This is a genomic window from Pedobacter sp. P26, assembly GCF_050632135.1.
Taxonomy (GTDB): domain Bacteria; phylum Bacteroidota; class Bacteroidia; order Sphingobacteriales; family Sphingobacteriaceae; genus Pedobacter.
The window spans coordinates 5,022,571-5,048,687 of sequence record NZ_CP192574.1; the positions used below are offsets into that span (position 1 = coordinate 5,022,571).

Below are 26,117 nucleotides of genomic sequence, written 5' to 3' on the forward strand. Positions count from 1 at the left end.
CATTTCAAGTTTGTATTAAAAAATGTCAATCCTGATGGTTAATTAATTGCTTAAAATCAGTATGAGTGACAGATTTTTTAGGGAATATAAGCTGCGAGGAATCGTCATTCCCAACTTGATTTGGAACCACGGAGTGCTCATGAATGCCGTTGAATAAAGTAAAAGTAATGCCTTAGCAGTTTTTTGTATACTGCATTAAGATTCCCGCCTGCGCGAGAATGACGACCGTACTGGTAGATTCTGTCTATGGTAGCTTGTCGAAGGACCTGATTTAAATATCATAAGGCGTTTCGACGGGCTGTGACAAATTCGGAAGGAATTACAAATACGAGCGAGATTCGCAAACCGGATCTGCGTTTATCATCTTTAATCGGCGGGAACGAATAAGAGAGCTCCCGCAGATCAGCAGATTTTCGCGAATCTTAGAAAGCCATGCAGGAGTCTGTATGATAAAAATGTCAATCATAAGCTTGTCGAAGGACCTGGTTTAAATATCTTACAAGGCGTTTCGATACTTCGCTAAGCTGAGTACAGGCTAAGCTCAAAGTGACAAATTCGGACAGAATTACAAATACGAGCGAGATTTGCAAACCGGATCTGCGTTTATCATCTTTAATCGGCGGGAACGAATAAGAGAGCTCCCGCAGATCAGCAGATTTTCGCGGATCTTAGAAAGCCATGAGTCTGTTATAAAATTGTCATTCTGAGGGATAATTTATTGCAATGAAAACTTTCTTTAGAATCTGTCAATGAAAACTAAAAAAGCGGCCCAATCATTGATCAGAACCGCTTTTCTTATACATTACAACTCTTTTAGTAACCCGGATTCTGATACATTTTAACCGGATCTAATTTCACCTCATCAAAAGGAATAGGATAATACCTGTCTTTTGTGGTTACGTTAGCCAGCTTAGCAATTCCATACGCCGACTGTGGTTTCGCTTTTAGGTAAGTAACCAACTCTGCAGCAGTAAAATTCCTGATTAAATCAAACCATCTTTGGTGTTCGAAAGCAAACTCTACCCTACGCTCGTGTAAAATAGCCAGTTTTAAAGTCGGGAATTTAGCGGCATAAGTGGCATCCGTTTTAGTTACTGCATAAAGTGGCATACCCGCTCTTGCCCTAACCATATCTAAATACTGAATAGCCACAGCATCATTGCCCTGCAACATATTAACTTCCGCAAGCATTAAAATTACATCAGCATAACGCATTAAAATCCAGTCGTTGCCTCCATAACCGTTTTTCGTAGCCAATTCACTCGCATCACGGAATTTGGTAATAAACCAATCTTTTACCGTAGCATCATTTGCAAACTTTACAGAAAAATCTTTCCTTAAATCACTTGATTCATATTCGTTAATAAGGTCTAGCTTCACATTACCACCGATACCGGTAGAAACCTTTAACGAATTAATGGTTTCGCCTTTCGCCTGGTTGTTGGCGGCGATGCTAGAGCTATAATTAATATCGCCCTGTTTGTAAGAAATCTGGAAAATCAATTCTTTACAGGTTGTTTTTTTCGTTACGTCGAAAACATCAGTATAGGGAATTTCAGAAAGGTTACCAAAAGCTTTCATATTGTAGGCTGCCAACAGGTAAGTGTTTGCATTGCTTAGGTTTTCGGCCTTATTGTTTGGCAGAGTGGCTGCCATGGTTAAATAAACCTTACCCAGATAGGCATTAATGGCGGCTTTAGATGTTCTTCCGATATTCGCTGTTGCCGCAAAGTTGGGTAACGTACTGTTTAATCCGTCTTTTAAATCGGCTACAATTTGATTGTAAACATCCGCTTCAGGTACGCGGAAAACAAAGGGCAGTACCTCTTCATTAGTTGATAATTGTTTTGTTACCAGCGGTACGGCACCCCACTTCCGTACCAGTTCGAAATACATAATTGCCCTTATGAATTTAGCTTCTGCAGCATAATTTGCCTTATTAGCCTGAGTGGTAAAATTCGCTTTATCAATGTTGGATAAAATAAAATTGGTTCTGGTTATCGCATTGTAAAGGGCTAACCAATGGGCTTTCAGATAGGAGTTACTTGGCAGCAGGGAAAAATCGTTAAACTGAAAAGGTTCACCCGCATTACTCTGGTTATCATTTCTTCCGGTATCGTCAGAGCGTTCATCGGTAAATAAACCACTGTTCTCACCCATAGTGTTACTGCTTCTCAACGATTGATAAGCACCATTTACGGCCAGTAAAACATCATTTTCTGTTTTAAAATAATTTTCAGGCGCTACAGCATTTGGATTCTTTTGATCCAGAAAATCCTTTTTACAAGCACCAAGGCCAACCACAACAGCCAGGGCTAAAACGATATAAATATTTTTTCTCATGTTCTGAATTTTAAAAAGTTAATTTAATGCCAAGATTATAGGTTCTGGCTAGCGGATAGTTACCATAATCCACACCAGGCGTTAAATTGGCACCTCCGCTATAATCCACTTCAGGGTTATAACCTTTGTATTTAGTAATGGTAAATGCATTATCTACACTAGCATAAACGCGGATATTATTCACTTTAAGCGTACTGGCAAGCGATTTTGGGAAAGTGTAACCCATGGTGATGTTGGTACACCTGAAATAAGAACCATCCTGAATGTAAAAAGATGATAAACGTGTGCTATTGCTCTGCGTACCCGCCCTCGATGCGCGGTAATTTAAGCCGCTACCGGGATTTGACTCGTTTCTATAACGATCGGCAACCTCTACATATTGGTTTCCAGAACCTTCAAAGTTATATAGGTAATAATCCTGGCCATCCAACACCTGGTTTCCATACGACCCATTGAAAGATGCCCTTAAATCGAAAGTTTTATAAGAAGTATTTAAGGCAAATCCGTAGGTAAATTTCGGGTATGGTGTGCCGATTACCGTTTTATCTGCATCGTTTACGATTCCATCACCATTGGTATCCTGGAAATATAAATCTCCGATTTTTGCAGGATTGGTTGCTGAAGCAGAAGACGCAACCTTCCCAACATTATCTGCAGTCAAACGACCTAAAACCTTAAATCCGTAAAACATGCCTACCGGATACCCTTCCTGGGTAGTGTGTGTAATGTATGAACGCTCCGCACCATTGGTAAAGATGCTACTTGCGCCACCCATATTTAAAACCTTATTACGGTTAACCGCAATATTACCGCTAAAACCAAGATTGAAGTCCTCTTGCTGAATAATCCTGCCATCTACCTGAATGTCAAAACCCTTATTTCGGATTTTGCTATCAGTCAGATTGGTCAGGATAGATGAGGTACCTGAAATTCCGGAAACCGGCTGATTGAACAACAGGTTGTAAGAATAACTCAGGTAATAATTGGCGATAATGGATACACGGTTGCGGAACAAACTGATATCAGTACCAAAATTATATTGCGAAGTAGATTCCCACCCCAATTTTGGATCCTGGATGGAATTTGGCCAGATGGCGGTAGAAATCGCGTTTCCAAAAACCACCCCACCCGTTGCACTCATTTCCTGCTCGGTTCTGTAATTCGGAATATTGTTATTCCCGCTTAATCCCCAGCTCGCCCTTAACTTAACAGTAGATTGTTCACCAAGAAAACTGTTGTAGAAATCTTCTTCCGATAGGTTCCATCCTGCAGCTACCGAAGGGAAATTACCGTATTTATTAAACGGACCAAACCTTGATGAACCATCGCGGCGAAATGAACCGGTTAAAAAATATTTGCCCGCATAGTTATAACTGAAACGGCCGAAATAAGAAAGTAAGGTATTGGTGGCTTTACCTGTTTTATTCGATCCATCCGTTATTAAAGTTAAAAATCCTGCATCAGCACCTTTATCTGTAATTTCACCAATATTATCATTCTGAAAACCACTGGCAGAAATACGGATCAGATCGCTCGTTGTTTTTTGCGCAGAATATCCTGCTAAAACATCCAGTTTATGTTTACCAAAGGTTTTATTGTAGTTTAAGGTAAACTCACCAAGCTGATCGACCTGGCTAAGGGTTTGCGCTATGGCATTCGCCGCCGTTATTGCAGCAGTAGAATAAGGCGGATTATTACCATTACTTAAACTGGTTGGCAGGTAAAAATCATATTTCTCATTATAGGTCTGTGTACCTAAATTGGCTTTAAAAGCTAATCCTTCCAATATTTTATAAGTGGCGTTGGCATTATAGGTACTTCGAGCCCCTTTTCTGGTAATTTTTACTTGTTCAACAGTAGCCAAAGGATTCTCTGGGTTTTGGATACCGTACTGAGAGGATAAAGCCCCCATGCCAAACTGGATGGGATTTCCATTAGCATCCTTTGCCGGCAGATAAGGCAGGTAGATCAGAGCCGACATCATCGGACTTAAATCGTAACGACCTTCCCTCACCTCCCGGTTATCGTTCTGGGTATAAGAAATATTTGCACCTACATGTAAACGTTCGCTCACGTTGCCATCAATATTACCCCTGAAGTTGGTTACTTTTTGATTGGTGTTGGTTACAATACCACCATTGTTCTGGTAACCACCGCTTAAAAAATACTTAACATCTTTGGTACCGCCCGAAAATGAAAGGTTATGGCGTTGGAAAGCCGCATTGCGGTAAAGCTCATCCTGCCAATCGGTATTATAAGTTGCCGGAATGGCCTGTTGTGTGCTGAAATTATAAAGATCGGCAGGAATGCTTACACTACTTCCATTACCTACATTGGCAATTCGCGTGGTATTATTATCGCTGAACATGGCATCATTCCAGGTTTTGCCTGAGTTTACCCATAAATCTTTATAGGCATTGTTACGCCCGTCAATTAAAAGCTGGATAAACTGGTTGGCATCCAATAGTTTTACTTTTTTAGCCAGCTGAGAAATACCACCCTGAACATCATATTCAAACTTTCCTTTTCCATCAGCACCTCTTTTAGTGGTAATTAACACAACCCCTCCTGAACCTCTTGAACCGTAAATGGCAGCAGAAGCAGCATCTTTTAAAATGTCGATGGTTTCGATATCCTCCGGATTGATGGATACGTTGTTTCCTGCCGGATAACCATCAATTACGTATAAGGGATCCGAACTCGCATTGATCGAACCGACACCCCTCACCCTGATTTTAGTGCCCGAATATGGCGCACCGCTGGTTTGCGATACCTGTACACCTGCAACCTTACCAACCAGGGCCTGGCCAACAGTTGGAGAAGTTAAGTTCATCTCGCTGGCCTTAACACTACTGATGGCTCCCGTTACATCCGATTTTCTGATCTTCTGGTAACCGATAGCCACAACCTCATTTAATGTATTGCTGCTTTCTTTTAAAATAACATTAATATTTTGGCGTCCGTTAACCGCAACTTCCTGGTTATCGTAACCGATATAAGAGAATACTAAAATTGCCCCATCCTCAACCGGAATAGAGTATTTACCATTAGCATCGGTAACCGTTGTTTTTTTGGTCTTTTTTTCAAATACGCTTACACCTGGTAAAGGTTGGTTGTTTTGGTCGGTAACCGTTCCACTTACCGAAGCAAATATTTTATGGTGTACTCCTGGAGCAAGCATACCGTGGTTTACGGCTATTGCTTCTGAATTACAGATGGCCAGTAAGCCTAAAGGCAAAAGCAATTTCCGGCAGGTATTTTTTATACCTGCGGTTAAAAAAAATGATGTCATCTTTTTGTTCTTAGTAATGGTTCTGAAATATAATTGGGTTTTGTGTTTTAAGTAGAAGTGTAGATTTCACATATACATAGGCTTATCCTTTTAAGTTAACAGGGTTAATTACAGAGCGTTCTACAGCGGCAAAACTATAAGTGTATTTTTAACACTATGTATCCCCCACGTTAACTCTTCACACCAATCTGAACACGTACTTTAAATTAACATTAAGCCAAATTAAATAACATCTAAATCGGTTTACTATGGAATCAAAGCATAACACCCTCTTAATGTTTCTTTAATGGCAGGTCTTTAATTTTGTCACCAAAACTTTTCAATGAAATCCCTCTATCCTTTCCTTATGCTCTGCCTGTTCTGCACAGGTTTAGCTGCACAGGATGTACCACAACAATCTTATCAATTAATTAAGACCAGGAACGAAGTGCAATACAAAAATTATTACCTGCTTAGCCTCTTTCAGCAATTGCCCGGGTTGCGCAAAATGCTAAATACAGATCCGGTACTGAATAACATCTACAAAACAAAAACCACGCAGGTAAATGAAGCGGTGAAAACCTGCAAAACAGATATTAGCTGTTACGCCAAAGCTTTAAAATTCAACAATGAGGAAATAGCCCATATTGGAAACCGTTTGGCGCTGCTTTATACAGAAAATAATCCATTGGGAGATTTGGTAAAAAATCATCTGATCCCCTCAGGTTGTTATTCCATGTTTGCCAAAGAACAGCACAAAACGCTTTTAGTTAAAGCCTGGGAGCAGGATGCCAAGGCAATAAATTACACCATTGGCGTATATGTTGAAGGAAACAAACCCAATTACCCGAAAATAGATTCCATCAGCTTCAGTTTAAGGGATAAAGAATATACAGAACTAACCGCAGCCAGCGCATTGTTATCCCTGCATGACAATAATAAGCTCTTTTTTGAACCGGCTATGTTATTTACACTGGAAGCTTTAGAATTGAACGAACGTAATGATGCCGCAGATTACGAACCGATGGCTAAAGGCATAAACCTTGCCGCGGTTAACCAAGTCAAAAAAACAGACTGGAAAAAATATCCTTACAGCGTAATCCTCGTTCCGGGTGCTGGTCCGGAAGAAAAAGATGTTGCGCTCAGCCCGGGCGGAATGATCCGTTGCCGCTTAGCAGCCTTGCAGTACCAAAAAGGCATGGCACCATTTATCGTGGTTTCGGGCGGACGTGTACATCCTTATAAAACCAAATTCAGCGAAGCCTATGAAATGAAGAAATTTTTAATGGAAACCCTTCAGATACCCGAAAGTGCCATTATTATGGAACCGCATGCCCGCCACACCACCACCAACCTGCGCAATTGTTCCAGGCTGATGTTCAGGTACGGTATGCCGGTAAATAAAGCTGGAATGGTTTGTACCATGAAATCGCAGAGCTACTACATCACCGATGTTCTGCTAGAACGCTGCAAAAAAGAACTCGGCTATTATCCTTATAAAAACGGAAAACGTTTAAGTGATACCGAATCAGAATTCTACTTAAATACAGCGTCATTACAAATTGATTTTGATGAACCGCTAGATCCTTAGTTTATGAAAACATTAAATCCCATTTTAGTCTTTATAGTAATGTTTTTTGTAGCCAGGTACAGCAAAACGGATTCTTCAAATTAGGAAACGAATGACTTGTGGTTCTTGGGGTATTGTGGTCCCGCTTTCCATTTCAAGTCCGCACTCGTACCTCGCTTACGGGCTTTGCATTGCAATCGGGTTTATAAGCTACGGATTGTGCACCCTGCAAACTCACAAATGAAAAGCTGCAGTACCTCATTAGCCCCGGTTGAAGCGTTACCCTGCAGCGACGAGGTACGAGGAAGCGAAGCGTAAAAGCGGAAGACGGGAAGAAATTTAGTGTCTTTATCCTATCGGTTGGTGTCTCACCGACCGAAATAGAACATTTATTAGAATTAGAAAATGTGCGACCTGTGGTTCTTGCCGGCTACCAGTCCCGCCATTCGCTATAGCTCCGATAGAAGACCTGTGAAACAAGCAAGCACACCAAAATATAATATAAACCGGTGCTTAATCGGAGGCTGCCGCTGCTGTCGGGTTTATAAACAAAGGTTGGTGCTCCCGCAAACTCACAAATGAAAAGCTGCAGTACCTCATTAGCCCCGGCTGAAGCGTTATCCTGCAGCAACGAGGTACGAGGAAGCGAAGCGTAAAAGCGGAAGACGGGAAGAAATTTATCCTATCGGTTGGTGTCTCACCAACCGAAATAGAACATTTGTTAGAATTAGAAAATGAGCGATCTGTAGTTCTTGGCGGCTACCAGTCCCGCCATTCGCTAATTCCGATGAAGGATCGGAATCGCTGCTGTCGGGTTTAGGAACAAGAGCTCATGCACCCTGCAACCTCAAAAATGAAAAGCCGTTTTGCCTCATTAGCCCCGGCTGAAGCCTTACCCTGCAGCAACGAGGTACGAGGAAGCGAAGCGTAAAAGCGGAAGACGGGAAGAATTCAGTGTTATGTACAGGCCTTGCGCTCCAAAACATAAGCTTGCAGTTGCCTAAATTTATCAGTTTGAGCGTTGTCGAAGACTTTTAGATGCATTATCCTATCGGTTTGTATCTCACCAACCGAAATAGAACATTTGTTAGAATTAGGAAATGAGCGATCTGTAGTTCTTGGCGGCTACCAGTCCCGCCATTCGCTAATTCCGATGAAGGACCGGAACCGCTGCTGTCGGGTTTAGGAATAAGGGCTTATGCGCCCTGCAAACTCACAAATGAAAAGCTGCAGTACTTCATTAGCCCCGGCTGAAGCGTTACCCTGCAGCAACGAGGTACGAGGAAGCGAAGCGTAAAAGCGGAAGACGGGAAGAAATTTAGTGTTATGTACAGGCCTTGCGCTCCAAAACATAAGCTTGCGGTCGCCTAAATTTGTCAGTCTGAGCGTAGTCGAAGACCCTGGATGTATTTAACCACCTGAGGAATATATGATTATGAAATTTGACGTGTAAAAAATCCTTCTACTACACTACCATTGACAGAATCTACTAGTTCGGTCGTCATCTCGACCGGAGCAACGCGAAGTGGAGAGATCTGTTTAGTTAGATTTTGCTTCGCAGAGCCTTCGGGTTCTCGACTGCGTTGCACCCGATGGCTATCGGGTCCGCTCGAAATGACGGTAACTCGGGGGATTTTTACACGTAGATTAATTGCTGTCAACTATATTGATTTTTATCCTATAAATTATACCTCAGGATTGACAAAAACAGCTTATCTTATCATTTGTCATCATCTACTAACCGTACAACTAAACAGCAACCCTTCTTTACTTTCCTTTTACACATCTTCGCCGTATCTTTAATTAATTAAAAAAGAGGAAAGATATATGAATACTGAAAAAGCCATTCTTGCAGGCGGCTGCTTTTGGGGAGTAGAAGAACTCATCCGTCATTACCCAGGTGTAATTTCTACGGTTGTAGGTTATACTGGTGGAGATGTGCCCAATGCCACCTACCGGAACCATGGTACACATGCCGAAGCCATTGAAGTTACCTTTGACCCGACTGTTTTAACCTACCGTAAGTTATTGGAATATTTTTTCCAGATCCATGATCCGAGCACACGCAACAGACAGGGAAATGATGTAGGTACATCGTACCGATCAGCCATATTTTATACTAGTGAAGAACAAAAAAATACGGCCGATGCATTAATTGCAGAGTTGGATGCTTCAGGCAAATGGCCGGGCAAAATTGTAACTGAAGTGGTACCGGAAACTGATTTTTGGAATGCAGAGGAAGAACATCAGGATTATTTACAGAAAAACCCTTACGGTTATACCTGTCATTTCGAAAGACCGGACTGGAAATTATAAATCAGTTTAGCGCGGGGAGTTTGGCGTGTAGCGAAAGGAAAAACATAAACAAAAAAGGCAATTTTCTTAATTGAAAATTGCCTTTTTTGTTTAAAATGAGATTATAGTTAAGCCCTAATCATCATCATCTTTTTTCTTCTTCTCCAAAATCACGAAAGCACTCCGCTTTGGCGCTGGCATTACCGATTGCTCGCCTTTAACTGATTTCCACACCACTTCGTTTAAATCTAAATCCGGTGCAGCATCTTCCTTGGCAAGGTTGAACAGTTCAGAGCGTTTGCTGCTTTCGTTCAGGGCAACATTTCTGGTATCTAAATCGATAAGCGGCTGAATTACATTGTAAGGTGTAAAATCAGGCGTAGCCGTAAAACATTCATATAGTGGCATGGCTGCAGCATCGTACTGGCTCATTGGCGGCAGGCCTAAAATAAGTTCCATCGTTCTCAAAAAACCAGAGGTAGAATACATGGTATGCACAGGTGTATTTCTCTTTACATAAGGTCCAACTACGTAAGCTGGCGAACGATGTGCATCAACATGATCCGGGCCATTCTGTGCGTCATCTTCCAAGATAAAAACAACTGACTCTTTCCAGATTTTACTGTGCGATAAATGTTCCAAAATACGTCCCACGGCTAAATCATTATCGGCAACTGCTGCCTGCGGTGAGTACTTCCCTTTCTTTTGTCCGCTGGTATGGTCGTTAGATATTCTTAAGGTATTAAACTGCGGTACCATACCTGCAACCAATAGAGAATCGAAATCGTGCTGCCAGGCATCTACCCGTACCTGATCTTTAATGTCCATATCAAAACCTGGCGACGCAGCACACATGTGGCCTTGCAGCGATTTAATATTTGCTTTGCCATAATCGCCAAACTCCCCATAGCTGCGGTAACTTACGCCTGCCCGCTGGCAGTAATCCCAGATAAAACCTCCTTTGGGGTAGGTAACCGGACGACCTCCTTCAAAAGTTGTGCTGCCACCGCGTGCGCCATAACTGGTTGGCCAGGTTTTTTCCACTACATCTGTGGCGTAAGCGGCCATGCTCCAGTTGTGTCCATCTGCACTTACTTCGGCATCCACATAAAAATTATCAAGCAGCACATAATTCTCAGCAAAAGCATGCTGGTTAGGGGTAATTTTTCTTCCAAATAGGGTTAACGTAGAATCGCCGTTTCCTTTTGGTAAATCGCCAAGTACCTGATCGTAGGTTCTGTTTTCTTTAATGATATAAAAAACATGTTTAATAGGCGATTTTTCTTCCTGTTTGCGCGGAATTGGGTTTCCCGCTTCACCATCGGCAGTAACTGTGCGCTTATCGGTAAAGGGGGTATTGGCATACACCTGTTTGGTGTATATTTTTAATTGCTGTGGTTTTGGCACATCTATAAAAGATAAGGTTCCTTTAAACAATCCTGCTATATATTGCAGCCTGCTATTAGCGGTACTTCCCATCTGGTAACCGCTATTATCTACCTTAGAAATGGGTTGCGGCCCCTTAGGATTGGCCATAGAGGTATTGCCTTTGCCGTTGGTAACCAAAATTTTCGAGCCCAATACTTTAACACTTGTTGGGTACCAGCCTACCGGGATAAAACCCTGGCTCTGGCTCACCCCGGGCTTGCTTACATCAAAAACTGCTAAACAGTTGTTATCGGCATTGGCAATGTACAAGGTTCTCTCATTGGCGCTTAAAGCCAAACCGTTGGTGGTAGAGCCTGTTAACTGCGTGGCATAAAGTGTTGTGGCAATGGTTTCGATCACCTTATTATTTAGGGTATTGATTACTGAAACGGTATTATCATTTGCATTGGCCACAAACAAAGTATTCCCTTTTTTATTGAGTAAAAGTTCGTTTGGATGATCACCTACAGGGATAAGCCTTTCGATGTTTTCAGCGGCCAGATCGATAACCGCGACCGATTTCCCGCCCCAAAGTGATACATATAGCTTACTTTCATCTGCAGCTAAAACACAGCTATAGGCAATTGCAGGCAACTGAATTTTCTTTAGTATCTGCTTTTCAGCAGGGTTGATGATGTATAAACTGCTGTCCTCTTTGGTTACCGTATATAATTTACTGTTGTTTTTGTTTACCACAATGCCTGCCGGACTGATTTTTCCTTTTGGCCAAACCTGCCCCAGTTTAATGGTATCACTTTTGCCCAGTTTATTGTTCTGGATATTAAAATCCAGAATCCAGTTATCGTTGCCGCCGGAGGCATAAAGATGTTTTTCATCTTTACTAAAGGCAATGCCATACCATGATTTGCTCAAAACTTTTTCATCGATAATCTTTTCGGTTTTGGCATCAATCAATTGAAGCGACTGCGTACTTTGCCCGTTATTAGTAATGGCCAGGTACTTGCCCGATGCGCTTAACTGCATATTTAAAGGCAGATCGCCCAATTGTAAGGAGTGCCCCGCAGGACTCAGTTTCCATCCATTTGGCAATAAAATATGTTGGGTGCTTTCATTTTTACCAGGCCATTGTGCAAAGCCCCGCTGTACAAGCAAAAACGTAAGAAGAATAAGGATATGTGATTTTTTCATTGTGTTGATCTTGAAATTACCGGTGAAGATTAAAGTTTACAAGGGCCCTGATGGTATAGCCATTGCCCGATGCTACCGAACCGATTTCGCGGATGGCCTCTGATGGAATAGCCTGACTGCGGGTGGCGTAAAAAACAGGTCCTCCGGAAATAGAGAATGAAAGTTTTGAATGGTTTGGCTCCAGATTGATTGATGGTCCGATCATTACCTTTGCACCACCTTCTGCCTCGTCTTTTTCCCAAAATCCTTCTAAATCCTGCCCTAAGGCTTCGAATCCAAGATACAATACGTTGGAAACACGGTGCTGATACCCAAAACTGGTAATAAAATCAAGCTTGTCCCTTGTTTTATCAAAAGCTTTTTCGAAACGAAGGTTACCCGCCATTCTCCAGTTTGTCTGGTCAAATGAAGCTGTAATCCGGCTTATCGCCGAACCTGTGTTAGACCAGTCTCTGCTCAAACCTAAACCTGCGCCAAGCCTGAAGCCGGCAATATCCTTACCTCCCAGCAAATCTCTGATTACTTCAGCCTGTTCGGCAGAGGTAATGCCTCCTGAATTGGCAAAACCGATGGCTGCAGTGGCATATAAGGTAAACCTGCTGCCTAAATACCCTTTAACACCAAACTGTTGTCCTAGGCCATCATAACCAAACTGCCCGCTGGTTCTTTCTCCGTAACTACCTGAATAATGGATATTCCAACGTGGGTTCTCTGCAGTTAAGGTATTTAAAGAAAACAGAAAAGGCTGAGCCGCATTCGTTCCCACTTTAACATCTGTTTTGGTTTCGCTTAGCTTTTGGGCAGCACAGTTTAATACGGCACCGGCAAAGATGAGCATCAAAAATGTCTTTTTCATTTAATGGATATTTTAGAACTTTGTTTCGTTTAACAATGGCGAGCTACTGGCATTTACCTGATAAGTCTGGATTTTATCATTTTCATCAACCTCAACAATCCGGTAACCTTTATAAGCCGTGCCCCAGTTGCCACCAATGTGTGCATCAAAAAAATGAGGCAATTTATCGGTATAAAAAACAGCATCAAGACTATGGTCGTGCCCATGAAAAACAGCTTTTACATTTGCATAACTGTGCAAAAGTTTAATCGTATCCGGACAATCGACAAACGGACTTTCCGGCACCCAGAAATGTGGTGGAATATGCAATACCACAAAAACAGTTTTCAGGTTTTTAAATTTGTCCAGTTCCTGTTTTAAAAAATCGTTGTCAGGGCATAAATAAGTTCCTTTTGTATCAGAAGTATTGGCCAAAACAAAACCCACCCCATTTTTTTCTAAAGAAAAATTATCCCCGTAACCAAAAACCGATTTCCAAATCCTGGTGTCCGCGTGATCGTGATTACCTGGAATAGCGTAAAAAGGAACCTTGAGTTTATCGTAATAATCTTTTTTCACTTCAGGTAACAAATCAGGACGATCATGAACCAGATCGCCATTGATGATGACAAAGTTCAGCGGGTTTTTATCATGCAATTCGTTCAGCCATCTTACAATATTTTCGTGATGGAGTTTATATTCCGTACCCGGCTGGCCATAGTGACCATCGGATGCGATGGCGAAACGTAATTTGGGCGCTTTACCAGATTTAGCAGAAACAGGATGTTGTTCATCGGCAAATGAGGATAAAACCGGCGAAATACTGGCCACAACCGCAGCAGCCAGACTATTTTTCAGAAAAAACCGTCTGTTAGACATAAGGATAAAATATGTTTTGTATTAAAGCCCAATATTAGCGTGACCAAACTTCTTAAACATAAATTTCATGTTATCATTAGGTTAACAGAACCTTATCTGTGTATCAATTTTATAACAAAAAAAGATCGGAAACAGCTATGCAAAGCATAAAATTTAAACCAATAAAACAATTTACCACTTGCAGGGATTATGCTATTATGAAACTACTTAAATCGTTAATCGCCGGCTTTGCAGGTGCTGCAGCCTTGAATATATTGCATGAAAGTGTTAAGCGGCTTGATCCTGATGCACCCAGGATTGATCTTTTGGGCGAACAGGCGCTGTCAAAATCGATGAACCTTTTAAACCTGGAAGCTCCTGAAGGAAATAATCTCTATCTGGCCACCCTAGCCGGTGACATCATAAGCAATGGCTTATATTATAGTGCAATTGGTTTAGGAGACAAAAAAACATCTATGTGAAAGGTGCAATTGCAGGCATTACCGCTGGCTTGGGCGCAATAAACATCCCTGATAAAGTTGGATTGGATGATACTCCTGTCACTAAAACAGGTAAAACAAAGATATTAACGGTAGCGTGGTATGTAATCGGCGGGCTGGTAACGGCAGCCGTTTTTAACCGCTTAAAAAAGCTTAACGTAATGAAAACTTTCCGATCCATGCTGTGGCTTTTTTCTATTGCTTTTATAATGGCCATACTTTCCTGCAAAACAGGATCTGTTAACCTATTTAAGGCCGCTAGTCCACATGAGCAATATCAAAAAAAGCTGATAAATGTAGGTCTGGATAAAACGGCAATGGGTTCGGCATGGTTAAATGCCGCTGTTATGAGTACGCAAAAAGCACTGAATATTAATATCCCATACAGGGAGAACGGTTATTTTGCCGCGGATAAAGTTCCGGCGACTGCTTATAAATTCAATGCAACCAAAGGGCAAAAATTAAACATGAAGCTGAACAAAACACCTTCGGGTGGTGCTTTGATTTATATGGATGTTTGGTATAGCAAGGATCAGACCCAAAAACTTATTGCCTCGGCCGATACTTTAAATAATCCAATTGTTTTCGATATTGATCAAACGGGCACCTATTTGATCAGGTTACAACCAGAACTGCTGCAGAATGTGGCTTACGAATTAGAAATTACCACTGGTCCATCGCTTGCTTTCCCCATAAAATCAAAAAACACCAACAGTATAAAAAGTTATTGGGGAGATGGCAGGGATAATGATGCAAGGAAACATGAAGGTGTAGACATTTTCGGTAATTTCAGAACACCTGTTCTGGCGATTTCGGAAGGAAAGGTAACAAGGGTAAATGAAAATAACCTGGGTGGAAAAGTAGTATGGATGCGCCCAAAAGACAAAGATTACACCTTATATTATGCCCATTTGGATGAACAGATTGCTATTGAAGGACAGGAAGTAAAAATTGGCGATACTTTAGGACTTATGGGAAATACCGGCAATGCCCGTACTACGCCTACCCATTTACACTTTGGCATTTATACTTTTAATGGTGCGGTAAATCCACTGCCTTTTATTGATCCTGTAACCAAAATTCCGGCTGCCGTTACCGCTTCGGGCACTAAATTAAATAAAACCTTAAGGACCACATCTGCCGTTAAAATGTTTTCTTCGCCGCAAAGTAAAGCAACTGTGTTGGCTACACTTAACGCGGGTACAATTGTAGAGGCAAATGCTGCAACAGGAAATTATTATAAGGCAGAACTGCCAGATGGAAGCACAGGTTTTATTCAAAGCAACAAACTTGTACAAGTAACTGAGCCAATAAAAAAGCTTAAAATAAATTTACTTCAGCAAAAAGTTTACGATAAACCCGATAGTTTAGCGGCGATTAAAACGACTTTAAACGAAGGGCAAACGGTAAGCCTTTTAGGTACTTTTGGCAATTATCAACTCATCGGCAGCGCTGGTACAGAAACCGGCTGGATTATAAAATAACAATCAACTGTTTATTCACCGGTCTGTGCCCTCACAGAATGAAAAAAACAGCTTTATAATGAAAAAATTCATTATAAAGACTAGACTAAAAACAAAAAACCTATGGAAACAAAAACCTTGGATTAGTCTTCGATGAGCTCAAACTGACAACCTTATTCGACACCATAAACCAATCATACTCATTCCGTGCTTTCCGTGCCTCCGTGGCAAAAAAAGAACTACGAACAAATCGTCCGTGAGAAAAAAATTCGTTAAAATGGCAAAACAAAAGGCCTGTGGAAACACAGACCTTGAATTAGATTTATAGAATAACAATTACCTGTTTGACAACCAGATAGGCTGCCAGTGCGAACAAAAATATCGCTATAGATTTATTGATAATCAAACTGCTTAGTGCAAATTTTTCCTGAATATACGTTGCAAAATGGGCATATACATAAAGGGCCAGAGACGAGCCTACACCCGAACCCAAACTAAATATCACTAGTGAGAGGTAATCGGTCTGGATCCATTGATGTAAAATTACGTAATTTCCAAAAAACAACCAGAATGGAATCTGAACAGGGTTTAAAACGCCCAGAATTAATCCGTACAAAACACTTCCGCTGCGTTTATCTTCTTTTTTATTGCTCGTTTTAGGTACTTTCTTTCGGTTTCTCCAGGTAATGGTGCCCATTACCAGAAACATTACAATCATAAAGCAATCAACCAGGGTACTCAATCGCACTTCGCTTACCGCCTCATTCGGATTGATGTCGCTCATGGCCCATCTCGCAAAACGCATCATCCCGAAAGTAAAAAACACTTCTACGCAGGAGAATGATAGAATAAAATACCAAACCTGGCGCATACCCTTGTTAATGGCTAGCTGCGCAACAGTAAGATTGATGTTGCCCGGGGGAATATAACCCATGGCATTGAGAGCGATGCCGATGAAAAACGTTAGAAAAAGCATTGCCGAAATTATGGATTTAAATTTAAATGCGATGCTAAATATTTTCCGGTGTACGAATTTTTTACTTTAACCAATTCTTCAGGCACTCCTTCAAATACCACATTACCACCGCCATCACCTCCTTCAGGGCCAATATCGATAACCCAATCGGCACATTTAATCATATCCATATTGTGTTCGATAACCAAAATGGTATTCCCTTGTTCAATAAGTGTATTTAATGCTTTTAAGAGTTTTTTGATATCATGGAAGTGCAAACCAGTGGTTGGCTCATCAAAAATAAATACCGTTTTATTGGCATTATTGCCCTTAATCAGAAACGAAGCCAGCTTGATCCGCTGCGCCTCACCGCCCGATAAAGTATTTGATGATTGCCCCAGATGCACATATCCCAAACCCACATCAACCAGGGGATTTAGCTTATTCAGGATTTTCTGTTCATCCTTAAAGAAATCAACCGCTTCATCAATGGTCATATCCAAAATCTCGGAAACATTTTTTTCTTTATAAGTGATATCTAACACCTGTTGCTTAAAGCGTTTGCCGTTGCAAGCTTCGCAAGGCAGATAAATATCAGCCATAAACTGCATTTCGATCTTTACCTCACCTTCACCCTGGCAAACATCGCAACGGCCACCTTCAACGTTAAACGAGAAAGCAGCAGGTTTCAGTCCAGCCGCCTTTGCAGCTGGCAAGCCTGAAAAAAGTGCTCGGATATCATCCCAGGCTTTGACATAAGTAACCGGATTTGAACGGCTGGAACGGCCAATCGGGTTCTGATCAACCATTTCTACAGCACTTACCAGATCGTAGTTACCGAAAATACCATCGTAAGCACCGGTTTGTTCACCAGCATAATTTCCGATAGCTTTCTGTAATGCCGGATATAAAATTTTTTTAACCAAACTGGTTTTACCCGATCCCGAAACACCACTTACGGCAGTAAAAACACCTAGCGGAAATTTCACATCAATATGCTGCAGGTTGTTTTCCCTGGCACCTTTAATCAGGATGTGGTCTTTCCATTTACGGCGTTTATCCGGAATGGCAATTTTTTCTACGCCAGACAGGTAGCGGCCTGTTAAGCTATTTTTATCTTTTAAAATCTCCTCGTAGTTACCACTGAAAACCAGATTACCCCCATGAGTACCTGCCTCCGGACCTATATCGATAATATGATCGGCTGCACGCATCATTTCTTCTTCGTGCTCTACCACTATAACGGTATTACCAACATTACGAAGCGAAATCAATACTTCAATCAGTTTATTGGTATCACGTGGATGCAAACCGATACTTGGTTCGTCCAAAACGTAAATAGAACCCACTAAACTACTTCCCAATGAAGTCGCCAAATTGATCCTCTGCGATTCTCCTCCTGATAAAGTATTGGACAAACGGTTTAAGGTAAGGTAACCCAAACCAACATTGTTTAAATACAGGAAACGGTTATCAATTTCTGCCAGCAAACGTTTGGCAATTTTGGTATCGTTCGCATTTAATTTCAGTTCATTAAAGAAAACTAAAGCTTTCGATAATGGCATTAAAACCACATCGATAATTGATTTTTCTGCTATTTTAACGTATGAGGCATCTTTACGCAAGCGCGAGCCTTTACAATCCGGACAAGTGGTTTTTCCACGGTAGCGTGATAACATCACGCGGTACTGGATTTTATAAGTCTGCTCTTCCAGTTCCTTGAAAAAAGCATGCAATCCAGCAAAATATTTATTGCCGGTCCAAAGTAATTGCTGTTCTTTTTCAGTAAGCGCACTATAGGAACGGTGAATAGGAAAATCGAATTTCGGAGCAGCTTTAATAAAGTTTTGCAACCAGACGTTCATTTTTTCGCCACGCCATGGGGCAATGGCATTATCATAAACACTTTTGCTTTTATCAGGAATTACCAGATCTTCATCAATGCCGATTACGTTTCCATAACCTTCGCAGCGTTTACAGGCGCCGTAAGGATTGTTGAAAGAGAAAAAGTTGGGAGTAGGTTCTTCAAATTTTATTCCATCCAGTTCAAAACGATCGCTAAAATGTTTCGTTTGACCCTGGGCTTCTACATAACAATCGCCTTTACCTTCAAAAAAAGCGGTCTGTGCCGAATCGGCCAGTCTGCTTAACGTTTCTTCTTCCTGATTGGTTACAATACGATCGATCAGGATCTGAACGGTTTTATCATCTGTGAGTTCTTCATCTTTAAAATCAGCATCGTCTAAAACAGCTTCTATCTTTTCTATTTTATCATTGATCAGCACACGTAAAAATCCCTTTTGTAATAAAATAGCCAGTTCTTCCTTAATCGTACGGTTGTTATGCGGATATAACGGACAAAAAATAGTTACCGTTGTATCTTCAGGCATGGCATTTACATAATCTACCACCGTGCTTACCGAATCTTTTTTTACTTCTTTGCCTGAAACAGGTGAAATGGTTTTCCCTATACGCGAGAAAAGAAGTTTCAGGTAATCGTAAATTTCAGTTGAGGTACCAACGGTAGAACGTGGGTTGGAAGTAATAACCTTTTGTTCGATGGCAATTGCCGGAGCAATACCTTTAATATAATCAACATCGGGTTTATTCATCCTGCCCATAAACTGACGGGCATACGATGATAAACTTTCTACATACCGGCGTTGTCCCTCTGCATATAAAGTATCAAATGCTAGTGAAGATTTCCCAGAACCAGACATGCCCGTTACCACCACAAGTTTATTTTTTGGAATGGCAACATCGATGTTTTTTAGGTTGTGCACCCGGGCACCTTTTATGATAATATTTTTATGCGGATCTTTTTCGGCCTCTTTTTTGCTCATGTATAGTAACGAATATAAATGTATAACCCCAGAATGTGGTTAGGGTTTTAAGAAGATACAAAAATAGGGTACTGAGACGGTTAATTTATTTTTTAACATTTTATTTTTTGTTTTTTGATAAAAAAATAACTTTCTTTGAACATTAACAACCTCAAAACCAAACTAACACATTTCAAAAAACATAGGAGATAAGCTATAGAAATTAAACATCTACAAATTAATTTTTAGCAAATAGTACGGGATTTAGTGTAGGTAAACCTATGAATTTACAATCATATAATGATCAGGACCTGGTAAAGGTATATATTGCCGGGAACGAGAATGGATTGCAGGAACTTTTAAGAAGACATAAAAGTAAAATTTATACCTCTATCTACTTATTGGTGAAAGACCAATATCTGGCAGAGGATATTTTTCAGGATGCTTTTATAAAGGTAATCAATACCCTGCGATCGGGAAGATATAATGAAGAAGGTAAGTTTTTACCTTGGGTAATGCGTATTGCACATAACCTGGTTATAGATTATTTCAGAAAAGAAAAGAGAACACCTATTATCACCAGTGCTGATGGAATGGATGTATTCAATATGCTACACTTTTATGATGAGAGCGCAGAAGACAAAATGCTTCGCGATCAAACCCATAAAGATTTAAAAGCGATGATCCATTTATTGCCTGATGAGCAAAAAGAAGTGCTCCTCATGCGTCATTATGCAGATTTGAGCTTCAAAGAAATAGCAGATTTAACTGATGTCAGCATTAATACAGCCTTGGGCCGTATGCGTTATGCGCTTAGCAATTTGCGTAAAATGCTTAAAACAAAAGAAATGACCTACAAAGGGTAGTAAAAATGTTACATATTTTTTTGAGGGCTTGAAATAAAGCATCTTAACTATCGTTAAGTTTATAAAACTTATCACATTTAGTTGCTTATGACAAAAACCTCTACATCACAAAACAATGTAAATTTACCTACACCCAACATGTTTCAGCCTGGAACTGATATCGAATCGGACGCAGAAATCGACTTATTTTATGATCAAATAAAAGGTAAGTTAGATAGACTGGCTCAAGATCCTCAAGATGAAACCATCAACAGGATTTTAGCTTACAGCAGGTCATTATAAAATTTACACTGGTTAAAAAGGTTGTTCCACAGGGTGGGGCAACCTTTTTTATGTAAAATGTAAAAGGTGAGATGGGTGATGATTCATTAGTTCACTGGCAACTGTAAACTGGGTTAGGGTTTAATAGTTCATTGGCAAACGGCCTAAGCGATAAGCACATAAACTATTTGGCTATCAACTATGAACCATCTGACTATAAGCCCTCAACAATTCAACCATGAACCAATCTAGCAATGAACTATTGGCTATCAACCATTCTTCCATCCCCCTATAAATGTCCTAATTTTTACAATCTCCTTCCATAAAAAGCCCTACCTTTGCATAGTGTAATTTTAACACTAAGGGCACAATGAACAAGAACTTACTTCCACTCACTTTAGGCGGTTTAGGCATCGGGATCACAGAATTTGTGATGATGGGCCTATTGCCTGATATCTCAAAAGATTTAGCAGTAACCATTCCACAAGCCGGGCATTTAATCTCCGCTTATGCATTGGGTGTAGTAATCGGTGCCCCGTTATTAATTATGATTGCAGGCAAATATCCACCAAAAATGATATTGATCGCTTTGATGATCATGTTCACCGTTTTTAACGCCTTCTCTGCTTTTGCCCCAACTTTTAATACTTTATTTATTGCCAGATTACTTTCTGGTTTACCTCATGGTGCATTTTTCGGTGTAGGATCGGTAGTAGCCAGTAGAATTGCAGAGAAAGGGAAAGCTGCACAGGCCGTATCACTCATGTTTATGGGTTTAACCATTGCCAATATTGTGGGCGTACCATTGGGTACCTATATTGGACACAATTTCTCCTGGCGCATATCTTTTGCCGTGGTGGTATTTGTAGGTTTGGTAACCCTATTAAGTTTAAAATTATGGTTGCCCGCTTTAGAAGCGACAAAAAACCGCGATTTAAAAGCAGAATTAAGTTTTTTCAAAAAAAGAGAAGCATGGATCATCATTTTCATGATCTCTATCGGAACAGGCGGCCTATTTACCTGGTACAGTTATATCGCTCCGTTAATGACAGATGTTGCGGGCTTTTCGTCAAATGCTGTAACTTATATATTAATGCTGGCTGGTTTAGGCATGATGTTCGGCAATTACATTGGCGGACGTTTGGCTGATAAATTTTCACCGGCAAAAGCATCTGCAGCTTTGTTGCTCACCATGGTGGTTACCTTAACCATTGTGCATTTTGTGTCTGCAAGTCAGCCATTAGCTTTAATTATGACTTTTGTTACCGGCGCGGTCGCTTTTTCATTGGCCGCCCCTATCCAGATGCTGATGATCCAGAGTGCCAAAGGCTCCGAAATGCTGGCCGCCTCTGCTAGTCAGGCGAGTTTTAACATTGGTAATGCTTTAGGCGCCTTCTTCGGTGGGCTCCCGTTAGTGTATGGTTTCGATTATACTTCGCCCGCTTATGTAGGCGCCGCTATGGCTTTGGTTGGTGCATTTTTTGCATTTTGGTTGATTAAAAGCAACCAGGGAGTAACCGAAAAGGTTAAAGTCCCCGTTACTTCTTTTCACTAATTTCGAATGACAGAATGATTGAGTGAGAAATATAAGTCATTCCCTCATTCAAAAACTCAATTATTCAAATTTAGTTGCAAGCTAACTTTTTAGAAATGAAAGTAAGTGCAGCTAAAAATAGTCAGCCCCGCGATACACTCATCCCGATGGAAAATCCTACCGCGTGGACACAATTAGTTATAAGATTCTTCTGCCGCTCTATGCCGCGGAGGCATGGTACTTTGGAGCGCCAAAGTACCCAAAGCGCTTTGTCATCCGATGGCTATCGGATCCAGCAATGTGGCTTCTCACCGACTCACGCTCATCAAAAAAACAGCGGCACTTTGTTTTGCTCGTTTCTGCTAAGTGAAAAATTGAGGGGTATTTTCACAAAACCACTGCGTTTCAGGTTTGGTATTGCCATTTGTCCTATTCTGCAACTGTTTTTTTGATCGTTCTGCCACTTGGGATTGACGGCGTCCTTCGGTAAATTCCGTTTTTATTAAAGTTGGTTAGCAAAATGCCTAAACTGTTCTTGAATATTTGTGTCCTAAGGGTAGAATGGAAAATCAGGACCGTTCCCATCAGTTTAAAATCAAGGGGCTGTGCCATTAATTAAAAACCTGCGGCAATTTTTGAATGAATGAGAATTACGCTGCCACCCCCATTTTTTTAAGCAGTCTTAAATGAGATTTTATTCCACCGAAATAACTGGTGCAATTAGGCGTTATGCCATTATCATTCAACATTTCGTATAATATTTTACTGATTTGCGGATAATACAGATGGTGATAGTGCGGAAATAAATGATGTGCAATATGATTGTTAAAACCGCCTAAAATAAAGTTTGCCGTTTTACTGAACGGATGCATGTCGTTTGAACTCCTGATCTGGTTCATTAACCAGGAGGCATTAATATAACCCCGCGCATCAGCTTTCGGATATTGTGTTTCCTCTACATGGTGGGTCATAAAAAAGGTAAACAACAAGAATAACGACTGACTTAGATGCATCATTAAAAAACCAGTTAGCACCACATACCAGGGTTGGATTGCAAAAATCATAGGCAAAACAAGCAACAAACTGATATAGATAAATTTTTGGAATACAAATGACAGGTAATAGCTCATGTTCTTTTTGGCGCCATAACCATCGTCACTAAACAGAATTACGAAATCTTTAATAAAAATCCAGAACAGCGAATAGATTGTATAAGCTAATGGTGCATACAGGTGTTGGTACGCATGAAACCAATAATGTTTGCTACCCGGCACCACGCGGATCAATTTAGATATTTTAAGGTCTGAATCATAATCTTCTACATTTGGCGCATAATGATGTGAATTAACATGACGCAGTTTCCAAGCTTCAGCATGCGCCCCAACCAATGTATAAATAGCTACAAAGCAAATGTGGTTAAGCTGCTTACTTTTAAAAATGGTATTGTGCGAAAAGTCGTGTGAAAAGTTAAAAGCAAAGAGCAGCGAGATAAAGCCATATATCGCAAAACAGCCTATAAAACCAATCGGGTCAGCAATTTTATACAAGATCAGATAGGCAAATATCGTGAGGGAAAAATATACCATAAACTTAGCGACAACCATCTTCATAAAAGTAGATTTATCGATTACCAATTCCTGTTCCACGCGTTTATATATCGCCTTTAGCAACTGACTATCAGCCGCTACATGAATATGTTTATCCTTCATATCGCATCGGGATTAAGTGTTCACTTCTGCCCATCATTTTCAAAAACCTGAAATGTGAAGCCAGTGATTCGCCGTAAGACATTTCCATATAAGTGAGCCTGTGTTTTTTAGCCAGCGCTTTAAAAATTGGCATAATATTAAGGTAGTGCACATGGCACACGTTAGGAAGCAGGTGATGTACCGCATGCGCATTAAAGCCGCCCAGTGTCCAGTTTAAAAACCTGCTTTCTGCATGATAATCTATTGAGGTAAGTAATTGCAGCTTTGGCCAGCTCATATTCAATTTATGATCCTGATCAGGTGCCGGATGAGCTACATAATCAGACAAGTGTGCAACACCTAACACCGATACAAACAAAAGGGATATGATAAAATGATTTAACAGAAAAGCCATCAAAACTACTGTCCAACCGAAAGGCAACAGATAAACTGGCAAAATGATCATGTAACCGATATACAAGAGTTTATATACGACCAGCTTTACCACTTCAATGCGGGGGATCTCCACTTTAATCGTGCGGCTTGAAAGTTTGAACAACATCAGGATTTCCCTGAAAAAGAACCAGTTAATGGAATAGAAGAGATAAAGAAAGGGCGCATAAATAAACTGATACCGATGGAACCATAACAAAGGCTGAGATTCGGTCATCCTGAATAATGGATTATTCAGCACATCAATGTCACTGCCCGCTATATTGGTATATAAATGGTGCGATTCGTTATGGTTCTTGCCCCACACATAAGCGTTGTTCCCCTGTAGGTTAAAACTGAGCGAAAAGAGTATCCGGTTCCAGAATTTACTTTTTACTGCTACTCCATGTGCAGCATCGTGCGAAACATTAAAAGCGGTTAACAAAACAGAAAGTCCCATCAGCAGGTAAAAAGCGAAAAACGCAAATAGCGAATGGCTGGTAATCATTAAGGTGTAAAGCAGGATGTCCAAACCGAAGTAAAGGAAAATCTTGAAGAACATTTTTGTGTTCCCGGTTTTCTGTAGCCCATTATCAATAAAATACTGTTCGATCTGCTCGTTCAGTTCTTTATAGAATTCGGAGCCTTCATCTTTTATAAATCTTAATTTGTTCATTGTAGTGCTGTTTTAAAATTTTCTTTATCAAATCTAAAACACCAAACACTTTAAAATTAACCTTAAAGATTGTGCAAAAACTAAAAAGTATCCCTAAAAGAAATATCTTATCTTAATTAGTAATTATAAATTATATTTTATAAATTAAAAGCCAACAATAATCCACTTAATTATTAAAAATAGCGTTATTCTATCTACAAATTAATCTTCATGAATAATCAACAAACAATATTTTTTCAGGCTATTAAATCAGCCCTGCCAGAATACCAGAACCTGGCGCTGAGTATAGCTGAAGAATTAGGAATAAGCACGAATGAGGCCTATAAGAAAATCAGGGGTGACAGCAACCTTACTTTTCAACAGATCATTAAGCTTTCTGATTCTTTCGACGTCCCTTTTCTGTACAGCCCGAAACAATCGTTATCGGTTACTTTTAGCTATTTAAGTGTTAATGAAGATTTAGATATGATTGGCTATCTCCGAAATTTATTGGACAATATAAAAGCTATCAAAAACAGCAACAAGAAACACATCACCATTACCACCGACGATATTCCTTTATTTCATTTTTTCAAGTATCCCGAACTCACCAGTTTTAAACTCTTCTTCTGGGCAAATAGCGCCAATAACGTCGAAACGCCGTTTAGCTCCTCCTTCCTATCTGATGAAATTATTAAAATTTCGCAAGAGCTGCATGCCACTTATCTGGAAATACCAAGCACCGAAATATGGTCTAAAGATACTGTAACAGGCACACTCGAACAGATCAGGTATGCATTCGAAGCCGGCCATCTTACAGATACTGAACTGGCTATAAAAATAGTAGAACAGGTAAGGTATTGCCTCACAGATATGAATATGTATGCCATTAGCAGCAAAAAAACCATCGATCCTAACCATACCTTTAACTGGTACAGTTGTGATGTACTGGGAAGCATTGCTTATCTGGTTGATTTTAAAGACCGCATGGCCTGCTACAACAGGTTTAATACTTTTAATTATTTAAGAACCGAAGACCAGGCCTATTGCAAACAAACCAAACAATGGATGCAGGGCCTGATTATGAAATCGGTTTCCTTTAGCGGTCAGGGCGAAAAACACCGCAATAAATATCTGTATAATGCCTTTGCCGAATGCGATAAGCTGCTGAGGGAGATGACTAATGGTTAGC

Annotated in this window: 17 protein-coding genes; 8 read left to right on the forward strand and 9 right to left on the reverse strand. The window is 40.5% G+C overall.

Going from position 1 to position 26,117, the window contains the following annotated elements; genetic code table 11:
* Nucleotides 1–813 precede the first annotated feature (813 nt).
* Together ACQ86H_RS23270 and ACQ86H_RS23275 are read right to left on the reverse strand one after the other, a co-directional pair.
* On the reverse strand, nucleotides 814–2,343 hold the full coding sequence (locus ACQ86H_RS23270) for a RagB/SusD family nutrient uptake outer membrane protein (RefSeq protein ID WP_431292659.1): 1,530 nt from the start codon (nucleotides 2,341–2,343) through the stop codon (nucleotides 814–816).
* 10 nt (nucleotides 2,344–2,353) lie between these two features.
* Entirely contained in the window at nucleotides 2,354–5,635 is a 3,282-nt protein-coding gene (locus ACQ86H_RS23275; protein WP_431292660.1) for a SusC/RagA family TonB-linked outer membrane protein, read from the reverse strand.
* A 322-nt stretch (nucleotides 5,636–5,957) separates the two neighbouring features.
* Between ACQ86H_RS23275 and ACQ86H_RS23280 the strand changes: the two genes are divergently transcribed.
* Nucleotides 5,958–7,205: a YdcF family protein gene (locus ACQ86H_RS23280; RefSeq protein ID WP_431292661.1), complete on the forward strand. Its 1,248-nt coding sequence runs from the start codon at nucleotides 5,958–5,960 to the stop codon at nucleotides 7,203–7,205.
* Nucleotides 7,206–9,011: 1,806 nt separating this feature from the next.
* Nucleotides 9,012–9,500: a peptide-methionine (S)-S-oxide reductase MsrA gene (msrA, locus tag ACQ86H_RS23285; protein ID WP_431292662.1), complete on the forward strand. Its 489-nt coding sequence runs from the start codon at nucleotides 9,012–9,014 to the stop codon at nucleotides 9,498–9,500.
* 114 nt (nucleotides 9,501–9,614) lie between these two features.
* Here the strand turns inward: msrA and ACQ86H_RS23290 are convergent, their stop codons facing one another.
* From ACQ86H_RS23290 to ACQ86H_RS23300, 3 genes are read right to left on the reverse strand one after another with little or no spacing between them, the layout of a single operon-like run.
* Nucleotides 9,615–12,056 (reverse strand): bifunctional YncE family protein/alkaline phosphatase family protein, encoded by a 2,442-nt coding sequence (locus ACQ86H_RS23290; protein WP_431292663.1) that lies wholly within the window; start codon nucleotides 12,054–12,056, stop codon nucleotides 9,615–9,617.
* A 16-nt stretch (nucleotides 12,057–12,072) separates the two neighbouring features.
* Nucleotides 12,073–12,912, reverse strand: coding sequence for a hypothetical protein (locus ACQ86H_RS23295; RefSeq protein WP_138820286.1), 840 nt, complete (start codon nucleotides 12,910–12,912; stop codon nucleotides 12,073–12,075).
* A 12-nt stretch (nucleotides 12,913–12,924) separates the two neighbouring features.
* Entirely contained in the window at nucleotides 12,925–13,770 is an 846-nt protein-coding gene (locus ACQ86H_RS23300; RefSeq protein ID WP_431292664.1) for a metallophosphoesterase family protein, read from the reverse strand.
* A 137-nt stretch (nucleotides 13,771–13,907) separates the two neighbouring features.
* On the opposite strand from ACQ86H_RS23300, the gene ACQ86H_RS23305 reads away from it, so the two are divergent.
* Nucleotides 13,908–14,231: a hypothetical protein gene (locus ACQ86H_RS23305; protein WP_431292665.1), complete on the forward strand. Its 324-nt coding sequence runs from the start codon at nucleotides 13,908–13,910 to the stop codon at nucleotides 14,229–14,231.
* On the forward strand, nucleotides 14,228–15,733 hold the full coding sequence (locus ACQ86H_RS23310) for a peptidoglycan DD-metalloendopeptidase family protein (protein ID WP_431292666.1): 1,506 nt from the start codon (nucleotides 14,228–14,230) through the stop codon (nucleotides 15,731–15,733). Before ACQ86H_RS23305 ends, ACQ86H_RS23310 begins: the two co-directional genes overlap by 4 nt.
* Nucleotides 15,734–16,034: 301 nt before the next feature.
* Here the strand turns inward: ACQ86H_RS23310 and ACQ86H_RS23315 are convergent, their stop codons facing one another.
* On the reverse strand, nucleotides 16,035–16,688 hold the full coding sequence (locus ACQ86H_RS23315) for a LysE family transporter (protein ID WP_193424072.1): 654 nt from the start codon (nucleotides 16,686–16,688) through the stop codon (nucleotides 16,035–16,037).
* A gap of 8 nt (nucleotides 16,689–16,696) precedes the next feature.
* A complete protein-coding gene (uvrA, locus tag ACQ86H_RS23320) occupies nucleotides 16,697–19,510 on the reverse strand; it encodes an excinuclease ABC subunit UvrA (protein ID WP_431292667.1) in 2,814 nt (937 codons plus the stop codon).
* A 260-nt stretch (nucleotides 19,511–19,770) separates the two neighbouring features.
* Between uvrA and ACQ86H_RS23325 the strand changes: the two genes are divergently transcribed.
* From ACQ86H_RS23325 to ACQ86H_RS23335, 3 genes are all read left to right on the forward strand, one after another.
* Nucleotides 19,771–20,355 (forward strand): RNA polymerase sigma factor, encoded by a 585-nt coding sequence (locus ACQ86H_RS23325; protein WP_029279592.1) that lies wholly within the window; start codon nucleotides 19,771–19,773, stop codon nucleotides 20,353–20,355.
* A gap of 87 nt (nucleotides 20,356–20,442) precedes the next feature.
* A complete protein-coding gene (locus tag ACQ86H_RS23330; protein ID WP_431292668.1) occupies nucleotides 20,443–20,637 on the forward strand; it encodes a hypothetical protein in 195 nt (64 codons plus the stop codon).
* Between the two features lie 349 nt (nucleotides 20,638–20,986).
* Entirely contained in the window at nucleotides 20,987–22,171 is a 1,185-nt protein-coding gene (locus ACQ86H_RS23335) for an MFS transporter (protein ID WP_138820274.1), read from the forward strand.
* 629 nt (nucleotides 22,172–22,800) lie between these two features.
* Here ACQ86H_RS23335 and ACQ86H_RS23340 read toward each other — a convergent pair.
* Together ACQ86H_RS23340 and ACQ86H_RS23345 are read right to left on the reverse strand one after the other, a co-directional pair.
* On the reverse strand, nucleotides 22,801–23,859 hold the full coding sequence (locus ACQ86H_RS23340) for a fatty acid desaturase family protein (protein WP_431292669.1): 1,059 nt from the start codon (nucleotides 23,857–23,859) through the stop codon (nucleotides 22,801–22,803).
* Nucleotides 23,849–24,946, reverse strand: coding sequence for a fatty acid desaturase family protein (locus ACQ86H_RS23345; protein WP_431292670.1), 1,098 nt, complete (start codon nucleotides 24,944–24,946; stop codon nucleotides 23,849–23,851). Before ACQ86H_RS23345 ends, ACQ86H_RS23340 begins: the two co-directional genes overlap by 11 nt.
* A gap of 210 nt (nucleotides 24,947–25,156) precedes the next feature.
* On the opposite strand from ACQ86H_RS23345, the gene ACQ86H_RS23350 reads away from it, so the two are divergent.
* A complete protein-coding gene (locus ACQ86H_RS23350) occupies nucleotides 25,157–26,116 on the forward strand; it encodes a hypothetical protein (protein ID WP_431292671.1) in 960 nt (319 codons plus the stop codon).
* Nucleotide 26,117: the final 1 nt, after the last annotated feature.